Genomic DNA, 18,159 nt, shown 5'->3' on the forward strand with positions numbered 1-18,159 from the left:
CGTACTGACTCCCTCCCCCCAAACTGTAGTTGGCCCCCGGCGCCGTGCCCGGTCTGAGGTTTTCCTCACGGTTTGGACGACTCGCCGCCCGGCAATGGTTATTCGGACCACATCTGCCCATACGGTTGAAGATGTGAAACGGACCCCCATGGAATTGGCTGCAATGGCCAGCGCTGCCGTCCCAGGGCTGACCCCTACCGGCGTTGCCGGTTCCCCGGACGACGCTGCCGATTTTGACGCGGCGCTGCTGATTGACGACGCCGGGCGCCGGTGGCGCGTCCGGTCCCCCAAACACCTCGAGGCCAGTATGCGCCTGGAGACCGAACTGCTGGTCCTGCGCACGTTTGTCCCGGCGGTGAGGGCCGAATTGCCGTTTGCCCTGCCCTATGTTGCCGGCACCGTCCGCCAGGGCGAGCTCTGCACTTTCGTCTATTCCCACCTTCCGGGCGCCCTCCGGAGCATTGATGCCCTGGTGACGGCCGGGCGTTCCGTCGCCACGGAGATCGGCCGGGCCATGGCCGCGATCCATGCCATTCCCCGGGAGCTGGTTACCTCCGCGGATCTGCCGAGCTACAGCGCGAACGAGTTCAGGCAGCGGCGCCTGAATGAGCTGGACCAGGCGGCCACCACCGGCAAGATCCCCGCCGTACTGCTGCGCCGCTGGGAGCACGCACTGGAAGACGTCTCGCTGTGGCGTTTCAAGCCCACCGTGGTCCACGGCGACCTGCATGAAGACAACATCCTGCTCACCGGCGAACGGGTCAGCGCGGTGACCGGCTGGACCGATCTCCGGGTGGGCGACCCGGCAGATGATTTCGCGTGGTTGATCGCGGCCAACGATCCCCGGTTCACGGAGACCGTGCACGCGGCCTATTTGGAAGCCAGCAACGATCCCGAGGATCCGCACCTGATCCGCCGGGCAGCATTGTCTGCGGAATTCGCCCTCGCGCAGTGGCTGGTGCGCGGCGTCGCCGCGGAGAACTCCACCATGGTCGATGAAGCTGTGGAGATGCTCGGCACCCTCGAAGAAGACGTACTGGCGCAGGAAGCGTCTGACCGGCGGGACAGCCAGGCCCGCGCTGCGGACGCCCGGGCCGCGGAAGCCGAAGCCGCGGCCGCGGCGGCAGTCCGGCCGGCTGCCGCCAAGGTTACCGTTGTCCCCATTGCCCCGGACGCGGCACCCACGGCGTCAGGCGCTAACGACGCCGGCCCGGACACCGGCAGCGTCAGCCGCGTGGTCGGTACCGAAACAGGGTTCGACACGGAAAACGACACCGAAACCGCAGCGGCCACGGACCGCCGCGAACCTGATGAGAGCGTGCGGGGAACCCTGTCCCCCGACGAGGGAACACCCGGGGAAGCCGAAGCGGATGAAGCCGCAGCTTCCGGCGTGGCCACTGGCTCCGGGAACGATCCGGAAACCGACGCCGCGGCGGACAACGCTTCCGGTGACAGCGCTTCCCGCGACGGGCAGTCCGACAAGAGCCAGCCGGGCACCGAAACGACGGCCCTCCCGCTGGCCCCGGTTCCGGAGAAATAGCCCCGCACGCCCGCACTCCGGTGCCCCGCCGATTTTCGGCGGGGCACCTTTTTTCTTTTAGAAGCTGTTGCAATGTCCCGGCTCCTGCCCTAGGTTAGTTACATCAGTAATGAACCAAGCAAGTAGTGAACCGGGGACTTGGGTCCCCGGCACGAAAACACAGGAGCCGCTTTGATAGATGACAGCAGGCCGATCTTTCAACAGATCGCCGAACGCGTCGAAGGCGACATCCTTGACGAAACCCTCAAGGAGGAAAGCCAGGTGCCTTCCACCAATGAGTTCGCAGCCTTTTACCGGATCAACCCGGCGACGGCGGCCAAGGGCATCAATCTCCTTGTGGATGAGGGCATCCTCTATAAGCGCAGGGGCATCGGCATGTTCGTGGCGCCCGGAGCCAGGGAAGCCGTCCTCAAAAAGCGGCGGGAACAGTTCTACGAGCAGTACGTCCGTCCGCTGACAATCGAAGCGCGGAAGCTGGGTATTGACGGCACCCAGCTCGCCGGATTGATTCAGCGCAGTGCCGTCGACACCGAAGGGAGCATGGCGCCATGACTGCCGGCACCACGAACGTGATAGAAACCCGGAACCTTACGCGCCGTTACCGGGACCAGCTAGCGCTCGACAACGTTGACCTGGATATCTCCGGCGGCCGCATTTACGGGCTGCTCGGACGCAACGGAGCGGGCAAGACCACCCTGATGTCCATCCTCACGGCCCAGGGCTTTGAGTCTTCCGGCGAGGTACGGGTCTTCGGAGAACACCCCTTCGAAAATGACCGGGTCCTGCAACGGCTGTGCTTCGTCCGCGAATCACAGAAATACCCGGACGATTTCACCGCGGCCAACGCTTTTGCATCCGCCGCGCTTCTTTATCCCAACTGGGATGCCGGGTTCGCCGCCTCGCTCGCGGAAGAATTCCACCTGCCGGTCAAGCGCCGGTTGAAGAAGCTTTCCCGCGGCCAGCTTTCCGCCGTCGGAGTGGTTCTCGGACTGGCCTCACGGGCGGAAATCACCTTCTTTGATGAGCCCTACCTGGGGCTCGACGCCGTGGCCCGGCAGATTTTCTACGACCGGCTGGTTGAAGACTTCGCAGAGCATCCCCGCACCATCGTGCTTTCCTCGCATCTGATCGACGAAGTGGCCCTTCTCCTGGAGCACGTGATCGTGATCGACAACGGCAGGATTGTCCTGGATGACGACGCAGAGAACATCAGGGGCAGCGCCGTAACCATCACCGGAACTGCGGACGTCGTCGAGTCCTTCATCACCGGGTACCCGGTGCTGCACCGCGAATCCCTGGGGTCCCTTGCCTCGGTGACCGTAGAGCACCGGCTGGACGACGCCGGGCGCCGGGAGGCCGCAGAGCTTGGGTTGCAGCTGACCCCGGTATCCCTGCAGCAACTCATTGTCCGCAAGACCCTGCAGGCCGATGGCGTAGAGAAGCCGTCCGGCACTGCGGCAACAGACAGCCTGGAGGCGTTCCAATGAACCGTGCAGTAGCCGTGGCGCGAATGCAGCTGACCAATAAATGGATCTACCTGTGGATTCCGCTGATTATCCTGGCTGCCTCCACACTGATTTCGCTGGCCATCTTCGCGATGATCCCGGACGACGCCTCGAACGTCATTTCGGGCTCCGGGCAGGCCGTGATGTGGTATTTCTTTGCCCTGGGCATCCAGGCCATGACCCTGCTCTTCCCCTTCTCGCAGGCCCTCAGCGTCAGCCGGCGCGCCTTCTACATCGGCACCATCGGATTGTTCTCCCTGGTCGCCCTGGCTCTCGCGGTCCTGTATTGGGTACTGGGCCTGGTGGAGCAGGCAACCGACGGCTGGGGCATGAAGGGCGCCATCTTCGCCATCCCGTGGATTGCCGAGGGCACCTGGTACAGCCTGATCCTCTTCTATTTCGCGGTCGCCATCCTGCTGTTCCTGCTGGGCTTCTGGAGTTCGACCATCTACAAGCGGTGGCGGACGATTGGACTCACGGCAGCGCTGGTGGGTGCCGGGGCCGTCCTGCTGGGAGTTATCGCCCTGATCACCTGGCGGGAGGCCTGGCCTTCGGTCGGCGCCTGGATAGTGCAGCTGACGCCCCTGTCGCTGGCCGGCTGGCTGCTGGCTGCCGGTGCACTGCTTGCCCTCACGTCCTATGCCACGCTTCGGCGTGCCGTTCCCTGATCCGCCCTTCCGGTCCAGCTCCCCGAACCCCGTCCGCCGAATCAGTATCCGGCGGACGGGGTTTTTGCTGCCTCCCGGATGATCTCCTCGAGTTCGTCTTCGCCGGCCAGGTTGTACGGCCGGACCAGCTTGTCGGCGGCCACATAGTAGAAGGCAGCCCGTACCTGCTCCAGCGGAACACCCTTGAGCCGTGCCCAGGCCAGCCGGTACACGGCGAGCTGCACGGACCGCACATCGAGCTTCTGCGACGACGGCGGAGCGCCGGTTTTCCAGTCGATGAGGTCCCACGTGCCGTCCGCGTCCTGGAACACGGCGTCAATCCGGCCGCGGACGACGACGGTGTCCACCTTGGTCTCCACCGGCACTTCGATGAAGGCCGGCGTCCGCTGCGCCCAGTCCGAGGCCTCGAACGTGGCAATCATGTCTTCCAGCTGATAGGCCTCATCCACATAGGCGTCGGCGGCCCCGGGGTATTCGTCGATGTCCAGCATGCCGCTGGCACCGAAGAACTCCTCGACCCAGGCGTGGAAGGCGGTGCCCTTGCGGGCGGCCATGCCCGGTTGCCGGGGAACCGGGCGGCGGAGCTGCCGGGTAACCTCCGCCGGGTTGTCCTTCAGATCCACCAGCATGGATGCCGAAATGTGGGCGGGGAGTTCCACCTGCACCACCTCGTTCGGCGGACGGTGCCTCGCCAGCACCAGTTCCGTTTCGCGGCTCCAGCGCCCGATCAGGGACGCAGCAGCGGTATCAGCAGGCTCGGGATCCTGCCCGGGCAGGCGTTCTTCTCCCTGGCCCGGCCCCTCTCCCACGGTCCCGTCCAAGTTCCGGGCCTTTGCCGCCCGGCTGCCGGCCGATTCCAGCACGGCTTCCGCTGCGGCCTCCATTGCCTGCCGGCGCGGTCCCAGCGGGTCGACCGGCCAGACTGCCCGTTCCGCCTCGGCGTTGGCCGGGTTTTCCGTCCCTTCGTCCTCGGGCAGGACCCAGTGCAGGAGCCGGTAACCCGACGCTCCGGACTGCTCCAGGTCGTAGAGGTCCTGCAGGTACCGCGAGGGGGCCAGTGGTTTGGACCGTCCCCCGCCCCAGGCGGAGGAGGTGCAGATCAGCACGGACTTGGCGCGGGTGAACGCCACGTAGGCCAGCCGGCGTTCCTCACGTTCTGCATGGCCCTTGGCATCTTCGCTGAAGAGCTTTTCGCTTTCCAGCCAGGACTTCTGGTCTACCTGTTCCCAGTCCCACTGCGGCAGGTCCAGGCTGTCGCCGCGCAGGGTCCACGGGATGGCGGCGTCACCGCTGCTCCAGCGCGAATCCTTGTCATTGGGGAACGAAGCCTCGTTCAGGCCCGGAACCACCACGATGTCCCATTCCAGGCCCTTGGATGCGTGGACCGTGAGGAGCTGGACCGCTTCCCGGCTCGGCTCAAGCGGCGTCACGGGCAGGCCGTTTTCCTCGGAGTTGGCCGCTTCCAGCCACGCCAGGAACGCGGCCAGATCCACCCGTTCGGCGGACGAGCTGAAGGTGGCTGCGGCGTCGATGAAGGCGTCGAGGTTCCGCCGGGACTCGTGCAGGCTCACCCCGGGCTTGGCGGCGACCTCGATGTCGAGCAGGATCCGGCGTTCCACTTCCCCGATCAGCGTGGTCAGGTCCTCGCCGACAAAACCGCGCAGGTCCCGGAGCTCGTTCCGCAGCCGGGTCAGGCGCTTCAGCCCCTCTTCGGAGAGGGACCTTCCGGCGTTGGACACCCAGCCGGGACGCGGCAGTGAGTCCACGGCTTCCACTAGGCTGCCGGCCTCCACCAAATCCGCCTCCACTACGAGGTCCGGCCCTTCGTCCGGGCCGTGGATATCCGCAGCGTCGGCAACCCGCACGGCCCGTTCACGGACGCGGACCAGGTGCCGGGACCAATCAGCCAGTGCCATGAGGTCCGCCGGCCCGATCCGCCACCGGGCTCCGGCCAGGATCCGCAGCATCGAATCGGAACGTCCCGGGTCACCCAGAACCCGCAGGACAGCGAGCAGGTCAACCACTTCCGGGGTGGACAGCAGTCCGCCCAGGCCGACAATCTGCACCGGAATCCCCCGCTGCTCAAGTTCCTTGCGGATCGGTTCGAACTGCTTCCGCCCCCGGCACAGCACCGCCACCGTGGGCGTCAGTTCCTTCCCGCGGTCATCGTGCCCGCCGAGCTCCGCTTTGCGGCTGCGGTGGAACGCCACCTGCTCAGCTACGGCCTCGGCTTCCCCCAGGATTCGTTCCGACGTGCCCTTGCCCGGCTCCACCGAGACATCACAGAGGTAGCGGCCCAGATACACCTCGCCCACGGGGGCGTTGGGCTTGGCCTGCAGCTCGGGTACGTGCGGCAGGCGCTGGTGCTTAAGCCACGGGGCAACCCCGTTGAGCGGGGTGGAGACGGTGTTGGCTGCCGCCAGCACGGAGGTGGAGTTCCGCCAGGCGACGGACAGGTTCGCCAGCGGCGCCAGTTCCCGGCCGGTGTCGGTGAACAGCGGGAACTTCTCCCGGAAGGTGCCGAGCTGGCCGGCCGAGGCCCCGCGGAACCCGTAAATGGACTGATGCGGGTCACCCACGGCGGTGACGGAACGCCCGTCGCCGAACAGGTTGGAGAAAAGCACCATCTGCGCGTGGGAGGTGTCCTGGAACTCGTCCAGCAGCACCACCTTGAACTTGGCGCGCTCCATTTCCACGGCTTCGGGGATGGTGGCGGCAATCCGGGCGGCCAGTTCCACGAGGTCGCCGAAGTCGAGCTGCCGGCGTTCCGCCTTGGCCTGCCGGTACGCTTCCACCAGTTCGGTCACGGAGATGCGCGTGCGGAGGCGGTTGATCAGCTTCCTGGCTGCCTGGGTGGGTTCCTTCGGCTTGCCGAACTGATACGGCAGGGCCGTCACCGCGGCCACGTGGGATTCGAGCTCGGCGCGTACTTGGGCGGGGGTGCGCAGGTGTTCGGAGCATTCGCCGGCCATCTGCAGCACCGCGCCGACCAGGGTGGACTTGGCTGCGGTGAAGTGTTCGTATTCCCCGGAATAGGCTTCCACCACTTCATTGGCCAGCTGCCAGGACTGCGCGCCGCCGAGCATGACGGAATCGCGTTCGACGCCGATCCGCAGGCCGTAGTCGTTCACGATGCCGTTCGCGTAGGAATGGTAGGTGGAAACGCTTGGTTCCATCCGTTCCTCGCCGCCGCCGGCAGTGTCCGGGTCCGCTGCTCCGCCGGGTCCGGCGTCGAGCTGGTGGTAGAGCAGGTTCAGGCGCGCGCGGATGCGGGTGGCCAGCTCGCCGGCCGCCTTGCGCGTGAAGGTGACCCCGAGGATCTGTTCGGGCCGGACCAGTTCGTTGGCCACGAGCCAGACAACCCGGTCCGCCATGGTCTTGGTTTTGCCCGACCCGGCACCGGCAATGACCAGCAGGGGTTCGAGGGGACCTTCGATGATTCCGGCCTGGTCCTCGGTGGGGTACTGCACCGGCGAATTCGGATCGGTGTGCAGCAGTTCCGCCAGCTCCCGGGCGGAGTACTTCGGAACGGGCGCCGCTTCCGGCAGCTCCCCCGGTACCGTTACGGGCGCACTCACTCGGTGACCTGCTTTCCTTCAGCACAGATGGGACAGATTTCGGGCAGCCGGCAGCCGTTCCCGCCAAAACCGCTGCGGCCCGGGTCGTGAACGGTCTCGAAGAACGCGGCGGACATCAGGGCCGCCGCATTGCGGACCATATCGCGCGCCGTGGTGTCATCGGGATCCAGCGGCGGCTGTTCCTGGACGGAAACACCCTTGTTCGTGGTGCCCAGCTGCACCAGGGCGGCTCCGCCAGGCGCCGGAGGGGCGTCCGGCAGCGCACCTTCCCGCACCGCCTCCTGGTAGGCGGCCAGCTGCGGGTGGCCCTGCAGGTCGTCCTTTTTCGGGGCCGATTTGCCGGTCTTCAGGTCCACGATGAACAGCCGGCCGTACTCGTCGGCTTCCAGCCGGTCGATCTGCCCGCGCAGCAGGGCGGTGCGGACGGCGCCGTCGATCTCCACCGGCAGTTCCACCTCGAAGTCTTTTTCGACCGCGATGAGGGATCGGCCGCTGCGGCGCATGGTGAGGACGTATTCGGCGAGCTTGCGGACCATGGTTTCGGCCCGCTGATAGTCCATCTGGCCCTCCCAATTGTCCTTCATGCCCAGGGACGGCCAGCGTTTCTGCAGCTCCTGCACGTACTCACTGCCGGCGGCGTCGGGCATGTCCTGCGCAATGGAATGCACCAGCGTGCCCAGGGAACGGGCGAAGTCGGTGGCCTGCTCGCCGCCCGCAGCGGAGACGAACCAGCTCAGGGGCGACTTCAGCACGGCGTCGACCTTGGAGGGCGAGACCGGGATCCGCGCATCCGGGGGCAGGATCGGAGCGGTGCTGGACAGCGGCGCGAGGCCCCACCATTGCTCCGGATGGGCTCCGGGGACCGGAACGGGATGGTTCAGCATGGTCCCCAAGTGATGGACGGCTTCGGCGGCTGCTTCCGGATCTTCCGCGGGCTGCTGGGCGTAACGGCGCAGTTCCGCCACCAGCGAGCGCAGGGTGTGCGGGCGCAGGACTTCGGTGCGCTGCCGTTTTTCCGCCCCCGGTTCCAGCGGTGCCACGAGGTCCAGGAAGGACGAGGGCTGCTCGTCTTCGGACGAGACGGCCGTGCAGATCAGTACTTCGCGGGCACGCGAAATGGCGGTGGAGAAGCTGCGCAGTTCGTCAAAGCGGATGGACTGCATGAGTGTCAGCGGGCTGCGGTGTGCCCGGAAATTGTCGCCGTGCTCGACCGCTGCCACCAGCTCGCCGCTGCCCAGCAGTTCACCGCGCAGGCGCAGGTTGGGCCACACATCCTGCTGGATGCCGGCGACTATCACCATCGGCCATTCCCGGCCGGCAGCACTGGCCGGGGTAAGCAGCTCCACCGCCTCGCGGCGCTGGGCACGGGCGGCCAACGTATCCATGGGCAGCTCGGAACTGGTGAGGTAATCCAGGAACTGGGCCGGGGTGGAGCCGGGCAGCTGGTCGACATAGCGTTCCGCGGTCTGGAACAAGGCCATGATCGCGTCCAGGTCCCGGTCCGCGCGGGAGGCGCCCGGACCTCCGGACAGCGCCGTTTCCGCCCAGCGCTTGGACCAGCCGGAAACGGACCACAAAGCCCACAGGACGGTCTCCGCCGTGGCTCCCGGCTCCTGGACTGCTGTCCGGCCAGCGGCCAGCATGGCGGAAATGCGCTGGGCGGCCGGGCGGGCATCCCAGCTCAGGCCCGCAAGGGCCCGGCCGGATTCCGATTCCGGGTCCAGCAGCGACTCCACCAGCAGTACGTCGCTGGTCCGTCCGCCGCCGGCGCCGCGCTCTTCCCGGCGCAGGGCCTGCCGCAGCCGGCGCAGTTCCAGCGTGCTGGCGCCGCCGATCCGTGAAGTCAGCAGGGACACTGCCAGCTCGGGAGTCAGCAGGTCCGGATCCAGCACGACGGCGAACGCGTCCAGCAGCGGGCGGACGGCGGCTTCATCGCGGACCGCCCGTTCGGCGACGGGGACCTTGACTTCGATCCCCTGGCCGGTGAGGTAGCGCTGGAGGGCAGCCAGCTGGGCGCCGGTCCGGACAATGACGGCGATGTCCTCGAGCGAACGGCCCTGCAGCAGCTGCGCTTCCAGGATCCGCTGCGCCACGTAACGCTGCTCATGCATGGGGGTGTCCACCACATGGGCCTCGGCAGTACCCGCCGCCGGAGCGGCATCGGGTTCCGGCGCGTCGGGGCCCGGTGCGTTGTCGGGGGTTCCGCCGCCGGCTGGAACATTCGCCGGCGCTTTCCCGATGAACCGGGCATCGGCCACGGCGGTCCGGTAGGACGGCAGGGAGCCGACCACGGAAATCCGTGAGGCCGTCCGGGTCCAGGCTCCCGCCAGCGAACCGGTCAGCCGGTGTGAGGTGGTCAGGACGCTGGTCTGGAGGCGGCCGTCAAAATGCCTGCCCAGCTGGCCCACCAGATCCGGGCGGGCGCCGCGGAAGCCCTGGACCACGGTGTCGGGGCAGGCGGCGGCGATGGAGTCCCCGGTGCCGGCGAGCAGCGCGTAGAGGCTGTGGATGGCCGGGTTGGCTTCCTGCAGGTCATCCACCAGCACCAGCTGCTGGCGTTCCCGCTCGGCGGCCAGGAATTCCGGATCCGAGTGCAGGATGTTGAGGGCTGAAGTGATAATCCCTGCCGGATCGAAGGACTCCGGCATGCGCAGGTCCAGGACGTCCCGGTACTCGGCGTAGAGTTCCGCGGCGGCCACCCAGTCCGGACGTCCGTGCCGCTGTCCCAGCTCGCGCAGCTCCTCGGCGGAGATGCCGTACTCAATGACGCGGTCGAAGAGCTGGCGGATTTCCTGCCGGAAGCCGCGGGTCCCCAGGGCAAGGTCCAGACTGTCCGGCCAGGGCAGTTCCGGCACCCCCTGCTGTCCGTGCCCGGCCAGCAGTTCCTTGATGATGACGTCCTGTTCAGCGCCGGAGAGCAGCTTCGGAGCCCGCGTGATGTAGGGCAGGCGGCCTTCGGTCTTGGCGCGCCGGATCAGGTCGAAGGCGTAGGAGGCCCAGGTGCGGGCGGGCGCGGTGCTCAGGGTTCCCTGCAGCCGTGCCGAGAGCGCATCCCGCAGGCCGGCAGCGGCGAGCCGTGAAGGGGCGAGCATCAGCAGATGGGAAGGATCAAGCCCGTCGCGTTCAATCCGTGCGACGGCGGCTTCCACCAGGACGGTGGACTTGCCGGTTCCCGGCGCTCCGAGGACGAGCACGGGGCCGCTGCCCGTGGGCAGGTCCACCACGGCCTGCTGGTCTGCGCTGAGCCGGGGCGCTGACAATGCGCTTGCAGCCGGACCGACGAGTTGGAGTTCAACGCTCATGGTTCCACTTCATCATGTCCCTCCGACATTCCTGATATCGGTGCCCCCGGTGGTTGCCGGCCGGTGGAGTCCGGCGTCTCCGGGGCAGCCCGCTGGGTGTTCTGCAGACCGGTCCGCAGGCGGTCCAAACGGTCCCATTCCGCCTCGTCGGGCTGCCAGCGGGCGGCTTCGATCCGCACCCGGTAGCCCGCGCCGTCGTCGTCCGCCGTCCCGCGCACCGGGGTGCCCTCGAGCCGGTAGTGTTCCCAGGCGCGCCCTTCATGGCAGCGCGGGGGTTGTCCCGACGATCGCAGGACCCGCCACCAGCACACCTCGGAGCCGCGTGCGGACATTACTGCGCCCACCTGCCGCGGGCCGCCGGCGTCGAGCAGTTCGGCAATGTCCCCATAGGAGAGCACCCGTCCGGGCGGTATGAGATCGGCCACAGCCAGCACCGCGTCGGCGTAGTCCCTGCGCATATCCAGTAGGGTACCGACGCCGGCGGCGCCGCCGCCAATCCCGGGAATGTCACCGCTCCCCGATAGGTTTGAGGCATGAACAGCTGGCATGAACTTCCCCGGGCGGCCTTCGACCTGGAGACCACGGGCCGGGACCCGCAGACCGCGCGGATCGTCACCGCATCCATCATCCTGGTCAACGGCCGGGGCGAAACCCTGCAGCACCACGAGTGGCTGGCCTGCCCCGAGATCCCGATCCCCGCCGAGGCGGCAGCCATCCACGGCATCACCAATGAACGCGCCCGGGCGGAGGGCGGGAACCCTGCCGCCGTCACGGCCGAGGTGGCCGAGGTGCTGGCCGGCATGTTCGCAGCAGGCATTCCCGTCCTGGCTTTCAACGCCTGCTATGACTTCACGGTCCTGGCCCGCGAATGCGAACGCTTCGGCCTCACGGCTCCCCATCCGGTTCCCGTCATCGACCCGTACATCCTGGACAAGCAGGTGGACCGGTTCCGCCGCGGCAAGCGCACCCTCACCGCCATGGCCGAGCACTACGGCGTGGGGTTCGAGAATGCGCATACCTCAGCGGCCGACGTCGCGGCCACCCTTTCCGTGGCAGCAGTCATGGCCGCGAAGTATCCGGAACTGCAGTGCGATGCGCGCACCCTCCACGAGTCCCAGGTCGGCTGGGCCGCAGCCCAGGCTGCCAGCTTCCAGGAATACCTCCGGCGCCGGGAACCGGAAGCCGTGATCGACGGCAGCTGGCCGTTCCGTGCCGCGCCGGACCACGCGCCCGGGTCCGTCCTCGACCCGGCCTGACCCTTCCGCGGCTGCCGTCCCGGCTCCTTCACGGGCCGTCACTTTGGCCGGAGCGCGGCAGCCAACATGCGATACTGGTAACTGTGTTTGGCGCTGATGGCGCCCCAGGCGTACCCGCGTTCTTACGCGCGCGTACCGTCTCGCGCCACGAGATTGGCAGGCACCCTCCGCACAGCCGGCATTTGGGCACGGCACAGAACCGTGCCCCTTTCCCCATGCTCCGGTCCGGCCATTGAACGCATATGACGAGGACGAATGATCACAGTTACCGACCTTCGCAAGGTCTACCGGCAGGGCGACCGCATGGTCACTGCACTGGACGGCGTGAGCCTGAGCGTGCCCAAGGGTTCGATCCACGGGATCATCGGCCACTCCGGTGCCGGAAAGTCCACTCTGGTCCGCTGCCTGACCCTGCTGGACCGGCCGACGTCGGGCTCGGTCACCATCGACGGCCGTGAGCTGACCGCTGTGAAGGACTCCGAGATCCGCGCGGCCCGCCGCCGGATCGGCATGGTGTTCCAGCACGCGAACCTCATGGACTCCCGCACCGCCGCCGCAAACATCGCCCACCCGCTGGAGCTGGTGGGCACGAAGAAGAGCGTCATCGACGCCCGGGTAAAGGAACTGCTGGCCCTCGTTGGCCTCGAAGGCAGCGCCGGAGCATACCCCGCCCAGCTTTCCGGCGGACAGAAGCAGCGCGTGGGCATCGCCCGGGCACTGGCCTCCGATCCGGATGTGCTCCTTTGCGATGAGCCGACCTCGGCCCTGGACCCCAGCACCACGGACGACATCCTGGACCTGATTTCCGATCTCACCCGCCGCCTGGACCTGACGGTCCTGATCATCACGCACGAGATGAACGTGGTGAAGCGGATCTGCGATTCGGTATCCCTGCTCGAGGCAGGACGGGTGGTGGAACACGGCCCGCTGCGCGAGGTTGCCTCCGACCTGCGCGGCCGGCTGGCCAAACAGCTGATCCCGCTGCCCGTAACGCCGCCGTCGCCCGGCGGCCCGGTCCTGGAACTGCTCTTCACGGGCCAGACCACGTCGGACCCGGTGCTTTCCGCGCTCACCCGCCGGTTCGACACCGATGTAAACGTCCTTGCCGGCAGCGTCGAGCTGCTGGCCGGCACCCGCTTCGGACGGCTGCGCATCCAGTTGGACACGCACACCGACATGGCCGCCGTCCATGAATACCTCGCCCTGCAGGGCGTCACCGTGGAGGTGGCAGCATGAACTTCCTGACCGGACTCTTCGACAACCCCGGAATCACCAAGGCACTGCCCGAAGCCGTGCTGGAAACCCTCCAGATGGTCGGCATCTCCGGCTTCTTCACCCTGCTGATCGGCCTGCCGCTTGGCGTGTTCCTGCACGTCAGTGCGCCCGGGGGCCTGCTCCCGATGAAGGTCGTCAACCGGATTGTCAGCGACATCATCGTCAACATCACCCGGTCGGTGCCCTTCGCCATCCTCATGGTCACCCTGATTCCGCTGGCACGCCTCATCACCGGGACCTCGATCGGCCCCGTGGCCGCCTCCGTTTCGCTGAGCATCGCGACCATCCCGTTCTTTGCACGGCTGGTGGAAAACGCGCTCCGCGACGTCAGCGGCGGCAAGATCGATGCAGCCCTGGTGATGGGATCGACGAAGATGCAGGTGGTCACCAAGGTGCTGCTGCGCGAGGCCCTGCCCGGCCTCGTCGCTGCCCTGACCACCACGCTGGTAACCCTCGTGGGTTACTCCGCCATGGCCGGCATTGTCGGCGGCGGCGGTCTCGGCCGACTGGCCTATAACTACGGCGTCCAGCGCTTTGACACGCAGGTCATGGTGGTCACGATCATCATCATCGTGGCCCTCGTGCAGATCATCCAGCTTGCCGGCGATTTCGTTTCCCGCCGGGTGGACCACCGGTCCGCCGCGGGCACCGGCCGGCGCAGCCGTCCGGCCACTGCGGTCACCGACGCCGCCGCCGATCCCCGCACCGGCACGGACCGCGAATTCGACAAGACCTCTGTCTAGTCTCCGTCTTCGGCAGTCCGGGGCCCTGCCCCGGCCCTGCCGGATCTGCAGCCAGTAGCCGCTAGCTGCACCTTCCCCGGACAGCGGAGTTCCGCTTCCCGGGTCACGTGAAAGGAACGCACTCGATGCGTAAAGCACTTACCCTCGTTGCCACTTCAGTGGCCACGGCTCTGGCGCTGACGGCTTGCGGTGGATCCGATTCCGCCTCCAGCGCCGTGGAGAGCCTTGACCCCGCAAACCCGGTAACCCTGACCGTGGGCGCCAGCCCCACCCCGCACGCCCGGATCCTCGAGTTTGTCCGTGACAACCTCGCCGAGGACACCGGCCTGGAAATCGAGATCCAGGAGTTTGACGACTACGTCACGCCGAACATCTCCCTGAACGACGGCGACAGCGACGTCAACTTCTACCAGCACCTGCCCTACCTGGAATCCCAGATGCAAAAGCAGGGCTACGACTTCGAGCACGGCGCAGGCATCCACGTGGAGCCGTACGCCGCTTTCTCCGATAAGCACGACGACGTCTCCTCCATCAAGGACGGCGCCCGGGTGATGGTCACCAATGACCCCTCGAACCAGGCCCGCGCCCTGAAGATGCTTGAGGAGGCCGACCTCGTGAAGGACATCGCCGACGACTCCTCGGTGCTGACCCTCACCGAGGAGCAGAACTTCAAGAACCTGGACTTCCAGGAAAACAATCCTGAGCTGCTGGTCAACGACCTCGGGGATCCCACCGTGGACCTCGCCATCATCAACGGCAACTACATCCTCGAAGCCGGGCTGAACACCGACGACGCCCTGCTGGTGGAATCCGCCGAGGACAACCCGTACGCCAACTTCCTGGTCTGGAAGACCGGCAACAAGGACGCACGGATCGACAAGCTCGAGGAACTGCTCCACTCCCCCGAAACCAAGGCCTTCATTGAAGAGACCTGGCCGAACGGCGATGTGACTGCCGCTTTCTAAGGCAGGACGACAAAAACCCCGCACTTCCCGTTTCAAAGGGAGGTGCGGGGTTTTTCGTTGTCCTGGGCTAGGCCAGCTACAGCCGGGCCGGCCTTACGGCTGGGCCGCAGCAGCGGCTTGGGCGGCAGCCGGCAGCGCGGCGTAGATCCGGTTCATCGCGGCGTCGTCATGGGCGCCGGACAGGAACCAGGCCTCGAACACCGACGGCGGCAGGTACACGCCGGCGTCGAGCATCGAGTGGAAGAACGGCTTATACCGGAAGGCTTCCTGCGCCTGGGCCTGCTCGTAGTTGTGCACGCCGGTGGCGGACGTGCCGAAGGCGACGCTGAAGAGGCTGCCGGCGCGCTGGATGCTGTGGTCCACGCCGGCCTTGTCCAGTTCGGCGGACACGGCGGCGGAGAGCTCCGCGGAACGGGCGTCGACGTTGGCGTAGACCTCGGCGGTGGCGGCCTTCAGCGTTGCGACGCCGGCCGCCATCGCAATCGGGTTACCCGACAGGGTGCCGGCCTGGTAGACCGGGCCCAGCGGGGCGAGGTAATCCATCACGTCGGCCCGGCCGCCCAGGGCTGCCACGGGCATGCCGCCGCCGATCACCTTGCCGAAGGTGAACAGGTCCGGCGTCCACGGTTCCGTTGCGTCGGCTGCGCCGCCGGTCAGGCCCCAGTAGCCGGCCGGTCCGGTGCGGAACCCGGTGAGTACCTCGTCGAGGATCAGCAGCGCGCCGTGCGCGGCGGTGATCCGGGAGAGGGCGGCGTTGAAGCCCTCGTCCGGAGTAACCACGCCCATGTTCGCCGGGGCGGCTTCGGTGATGACTGCGGCAATGTTGGCTCCGTGCTCGGCGAACGCCTTTTCGACGGCGGCCACGTCGTTGTACGGCAGCACCAGGGTTTCCGCGGCGGTCGCTTCGGTGACGCCGGCCGATCCGGGCAATGCCAGGGTGGCCAGGCCGGAGCCGGCGGAGGCGAGCAGCCCGTCGAGGTGGCCGTGGTAGCAGCCGGCGAACTTGATGACCAGGTTCCGGCCGGTGAACCCGCGGGCCAGCCGGATGGCGGTCATGGTGGCTTCGGTGCCGGTGGACACCATGCGCAGGCGCTTCACACCCGGCACGCGGTCCATGACCAGCTGCGCCAGCTCGGCTTCGGCCGGGGTGGACGCACCGAAGGACAGTCCGTTGTCGACGGCTGCGTGGACGGCGGCCAGGACGTCCGGGTGGGAGTGGCCCACCAGCGCCGGTCCCCAGGAGCAGACCAGGTCCACGTATTCGCGGCCCTCGGAGTCGGTGATGTACGGGCCCTTGGCGGAAACCATGAAGCGCGGTGTGCCGCCCACGGAGCCGAAGGCCCGGACCGGGGAGTTCACGCCTCCGGGCATCAGGGCCCGGGCGCGGTCAAAGAGTTCTTCGGACGAGGAGACAGGTGAGGACATTACTTGCTTTCCTTCAGCCAGGCCGCCAGCTCGGTGGCCCAGTAGGTGAGAATCATGTTGGCGCCGGCCCGCTTGATGCCCAGCACGGACTCTTCGATGGCCCGGCGGCGGTCAATCCAGCCGTTGGCGGCGGCAGCTTCAATCATCGCGTACTCGCCGGAGATCTGGTAAGCGCCCACCGGTACCGGGGACATGGCGGCCACGTCGGCCAGCACGTCGAGGTAGCTCATGGCCGGCTTGACCATCACCATGTCGGCGCCTTCTTCGAGGTCAAGCTCCACTTCGAGGAGGGCCTCACGGCGGTTCGAGGCATCCATCTGGTAGGTCCGGCGGTCACCCTTCAGCTGGGAGTCCACGGCTTCGCGGAAGGGACCGTAGAACGCGGAGGCGTACTTCGCGGCGTAGGCGAACAGGGAGACGTCGGTGAAACCGGCGGTATCCAGGGCGTGGCGGATGACGGCGATCTGTCCGTCCATCATGCCCGACGGGCCCAGCACGTGCGCGCCGGCGCGGGCCTGCTCCACCGCCATCCGGCCGTAGATTTCCAGGGTGGCGTCATTGTCCACCACACCGTTTTCGTCCAGCACGCCGCAGTGTCCGTGATCGGTGAATTCGTCCAGGCAGACATCGCTCATGATGACGAGGTCGTCGTCGACTTCCCCGCGGACGGCGGCGATGCCGCGGTTGAGGATGCCGTTGGGATCGGTGCCCGCGCTGCCGACGGCGTCACGCTCGGCGGGGATGCCGAACAGCATGATGCCGCCGATGCCCAGCCCTGCCGCTTCCGAAGCAGCCTTCTTCAGGCTGTCCATGGTGTGCTGGACGACGCCGGGCATGGAGGTGAGCGGGTTCGGCTCGGTGATGCCCTCCCGGACGAAGACCGGAAGGATCAGCTCGGCCGGGTCCAGCCGAAATTCAGCGGTCAGCCGCCGCATGGCGGGGGTGGTGCGGAGGCGGCGGGGACGGTGCTGGGGGAAGCTCATGGGGATGGTTCTGCCTTCCGGTAATGATGGGGAACTAGGGAGTAGGACCCGTAGACATAGCAACGGAGAGTGCGTGGGCTATTCCCGCCGGCGTTGGCTGCTTCGCCACGGCATCCGGCGCCGCACCCAGTTCACGCATTCGCGCAGCCGTGCTGTCGCCGATGGCCACCAGCAGCGTTCCGGCCGGTACCGGCACACAGCGCCGGACGAACCGTCGGGCGATGCTCGGGGAGGTGAGGACGACGGCGCGGCGTCCGGCCGGTGCCCACGCGGCGAAGGATTCGGGGTCCAGCAGTCCTCCCCCGGTCACCGCCGGGGTGAAGCGTACGCCGGTGGCCGGGTAGTCCACCGTGCAGTACGCGGTCACGGCGCGGACCTCCCAGCCCAGGGCGGTCAGTGCCTCGTGCAGGGACGGGTCGGCAACATCGGCCTGCGGCAGCAGCACCCGCAGGTCGCCGCCCTCCGGATCCGACCCGGAGGGATCCGGCCAGGATGCGGCCAGGCCGCGGGCCGACTGGTCGGTGTCCGGCAGGAAATCGATATCGAAGCCGACTTCTTCCAGGGCCTGCCGCGTTCCGGCACCTACTGCCGCGATCCGGGTGTCCGCGGGCACCAGGGCCTCGGGGCAGATGCCCAGCGCTGCACACCGGCGGGTCACGGCCCGCACGGTGGTGACACTGGTGAAGACCACCCAGGCGAACCGTCCGGCCTTCAATGAATTCAGTGCGCGGTCCAGCAGTGCGGTGTCCGCGGGGAACTGGAAATCGATCAGGGGCATCAGCGTCACCGACGCCCCGCAGTCCTGCAGTTCCCGGACCATGGCCGAAGCCCGGTCCGGGGTGCGTGGTAGGACAACGTTCAGTCCGGCGAGGTCCGGACCGTTGTGTCTGGCCGCCATCTCAGCAGCTCCGGAAGCGGG

The 18,159-nt window shown here is 67.4% G+C and carries 14 protein-coding genes; 8 read left to right on the forward strand and 6 right to left on the reverse strand.

Features of this window, described 5'->3' with window-relative positions; genetic code table 11:
- Nucleotides 1–133: 133 nt before the first annotated feature.
- From LJ760_RS17460 to LJ760_RS01155, 4 genes are all read left to right on the forward strand, one after another.
- Entirely contained in the window at nt 134–1,540 is a 1,407-nt protein-coding gene (locus tag LJ760_RS17460) for a phosphotransferase (RefSeq protein ID WP_227918397.1), read from the forward strand.
- Between the two features lie 171 nt (nt 1,541–1,711).
- Nucleotides 1,712–2,092: a GntR family transcriptional regulator gene (locus tag LJ760_RS01145; RefSeq protein ID WP_227918398.1), complete on the forward strand. Its 381-nt coding sequence runs from the start codon at nt 1,712–1,714 to the stop codon at nt 2,090–2,092.
- Entirely contained in the window at nt 2,089–3,027 is a 939-nt protein-coding gene (locus LJ760_RS01150; protein ID WP_227918399.1) for an ABC transporter ATP-binding protein, read from the forward strand. The genes LJ760_RS01145 and LJ760_RS01150 overlap by 4 nt, the downstream gene beginning before the upstream one ends.
- Complete coding sequence (locus LJ760_RS01155; RefSeq protein ID WP_227918400.1) at nt 3,024–3,713, forward strand: hypothetical protein; 690 nt, start codon at nt 3,024–3,026, stop codon at nt 3,711–3,713. Before LJ760_RS01150 ends, LJ760_RS01155 begins: the two co-directional genes overlap by 4 nt.
- A gap of 41 nt (nt 3,714–3,754) precedes the next feature.
- Here the strand turns inward: LJ760_RS01155 and LJ760_RS01160 are convergent, their stop codons facing one another.
- Genes LJ760_RS01160 through LJ760_RS01170 form a run of 3 tightly spaced genes read right to left on the reverse strand, consistent with a single transcriptional unit; the run spans nt 3,755 to nt 11,051 of the window.
- On the reverse strand, nt 3,755–7,291 hold the full coding sequence (locus tag LJ760_RS01160; protein WP_227918401.1) for an ATP-dependent helicase: 3,537 nt from the start codon (nt 7,289–7,291) through the stop codon (nt 3,755–3,757).
- Complete coding sequence (locus tag LJ760_RS01165) at nt 7,288–10,593, reverse strand: ATP-dependent helicase (protein ID WP_227918402.1); 3,306 nt, start codon at nt 10,591–10,593, stop codon at nt 7,288–7,290. Before LJ760_RS01165 ends, LJ760_RS01160 begins: the two co-directional genes overlap by 4 nt.
- The gene (locus LJ760_RS01170; RefSeq protein ID WP_227918403.1) at nt 10,590–11,051 is read right to left on the reverse strand and encodes an MGMT family protein; all 462 of its coding nucleotides are present in this window, start codon (nt 11,049–11,051) and stop codon (nt 10,590–10,592) included. The genes LJ760_RS01165 and LJ760_RS01170 overlap by 4 nt, the downstream gene beginning before the upstream one ends.
- A 75-nt stretch (nt 11,052–11,126) precedes the next feature.
- Here LJ760_RS01170 and LJ760_RS01175 point away from each other — a divergent pair, with 75 nt between their 5' ends.
- The 4 genes from LJ760_RS01175 (at nt 11,127) to LJ760_RS01190 (ending at nt 14,832) form a co-directional block, all read left to right on the forward strand.
- A complete protein-coding gene (locus tag LJ760_RS01175) occupies nt 11,127–11,849 on the forward strand; it encodes a 3'-5' exonuclease (RefSeq protein ID WP_227918404.1) in 723 nt (240 codons plus the stop codon).
- A gap of 255 nt (nt 11,850–12,104) precedes the next feature.
- Nucleotides 12,105–13,085 carry a methionine ABC transporter ATP-binding protein gene (locus LJ760_RS01180; protein ID WP_227918405.1) on the forward strand — a complete coding sequence of 327 codons (981 nt, stop codon included), beginning with the start codon at nt 12,105–12,107 and terminating at the stop codon, nt 13,083–13,085.
- Entirely contained in the window at nt 13,082–13,867 is a 786-nt protein-coding gene (locus LJ760_RS01185) for a methionine ABC transporter permease (RefSeq protein WP_227918406.1), read from the forward strand. The genes LJ760_RS01180 and LJ760_RS01185 overlap by 4 nt, the downstream gene beginning before the upstream one ends.
- A 125-nt stretch (nt 13,868–13,992) precedes the next feature.
- The gene (locus tag LJ760_RS01190; protein WP_227918407.1) at nt 13,993–14,832 is read left to right on the forward strand and encodes a MetQ/NlpA family ABC transporter substrate-binding protein; all 840 of its coding nucleotides are present in this window, start codon (nt 13,993–13,995) and stop codon (nt 14,830–14,832) included.
- A 93-nt stretch (nt 14,833–14,925) separates the two neighbouring features.
- On the opposite strand, the gene hemL is transcribed toward LJ760_RS01190, so the two are convergent.
- Genes hemL through LJ760_RS01205 form a run of 3 tightly spaced genes read right to left on the reverse strand, consistent with a single transcriptional unit; the run spans nt 14,926 to nt 18,138 of the window.
- Nucleotides 14,926–16,257: a glutamate-1-semialdehyde 2,1-aminomutase gene (gene hemL / locus LJ760_RS01195; protein ID WP_227918408.1), complete on the reverse strand. Its 1,332-nt coding sequence runs from the start codon at nt 16,255–16,257 to the stop codon at nt 14,926–14,928.
- Nucleotides 16,257–17,240: a porphobilinogen synthase gene (gene hemB, locus LJ760_RS01200; RefSeq protein ID WP_227918409.1), complete on the reverse strand. Its 984-nt coding sequence runs from the start codon at nt 17,238–17,240 to the stop codon at nt 16,257–16,259. Before hemB ends, hemL begins: the two co-directional genes overlap by 1 nt.
- 34 nt (nt 17,241–17,274) lie before the next feature.
- A complete protein-coding gene (locus tag LJ760_RS01205) occupies nt 17,275–18,138 on the reverse strand; it encodes a uroporphyrinogen-III synthase (RefSeq protein WP_227918410.1) in 864 nt (287 codons plus the stop codon).
- Nucleotides 18,139–18,159: the final 21 nt, after the last annotated feature.

The sequence above is a fragment of the Arthrobacter sp. zg-Y895 genome, assembly GCF_020731025.1.
Taxonomy (GTDB): Bacteria; Actinomycetota; Actinomycetes; order Actinomycetales; family Micrococcaceae; genus Arthrobacter_B.

Bases quoted from the DNA above. Each gene is read 5' to 3' on its own strand.
- LJ760_RS01155 (WP_227918400.1), top strand. From the start codon at position 3,024: ATGAACCGTGCAGTAGCCGTGGCGCGAATGCAGCTGACCAATAAATGG.
- LJ760_RS01175 (WP_227918404.1), top strand. From the start codon at position 11,127: ATGAACAGCTGGCATGAACTTCCCCGGGCGGCCTTCGACCTGGAGACC.
- hemL (WP_227918408.1), bottom strand. From the start codon at position 16,257: ATGTCCTCACCTGTCTCCTCGTCCGAAGAACTCTTTGACCGCGCCCGG.
- LJ760_RS01190 (WP_227918407.1), top strand. From the start codon at position 13,993: ATGCGTAAAGCACTTACCCTCGTTGCCACTTCAGTGGCCACGGCTCTG.
- hemB (WP_227918409.1), bottom strand. From the start codon at position 17,240: ATGAGCTTCCCCCAGCACCGTCCCCGCCGCCTCCGCACCACCCCCGCC.
- LJ760_RS01165 (WP_227918402.1), bottom strand. From the start codon at position 10,593: ATGAGCGTTGAACTCCAACTCGTCGGTCCGGCTGCAAGCGCATTGTCA.
- LJ760_RS01150 (WP_227918399.1), top strand. From the start codon at position 2,089: ATGACTGCCGGCACCACGAACGTGATAGAAACCCGGAACCTTACGCGC.
- LJ760_RS01205 (WP_227918410.1), bottom strand. From the start codon at position 18,138: ATGGCGGCCAGACACAACGGTCCGGACCTCGCCGGACTGAACGTTGTC.
- LJ760_RS01185 (WP_227918406.1), top strand. From the start codon at position 13,082: ATGAACTTCCTGACCGGACTCTTCGACAACCCCGGAATCACCAAGGCA.
- LJ760_RS01170 (WP_227918403.1), bottom strand. From the start codon at position 11,051: ATGCGCAGGGACTACGCCGACGCGGTGCTGGCTGTGGCCGATCTCATA.
- LJ760_RS01180 (WP_227918405.1), top strand. From the start codon at position 12,105: ATGATCACAGTTACCGACCTTCGCAAGGTCTACCGGCAGGGCGACCGC.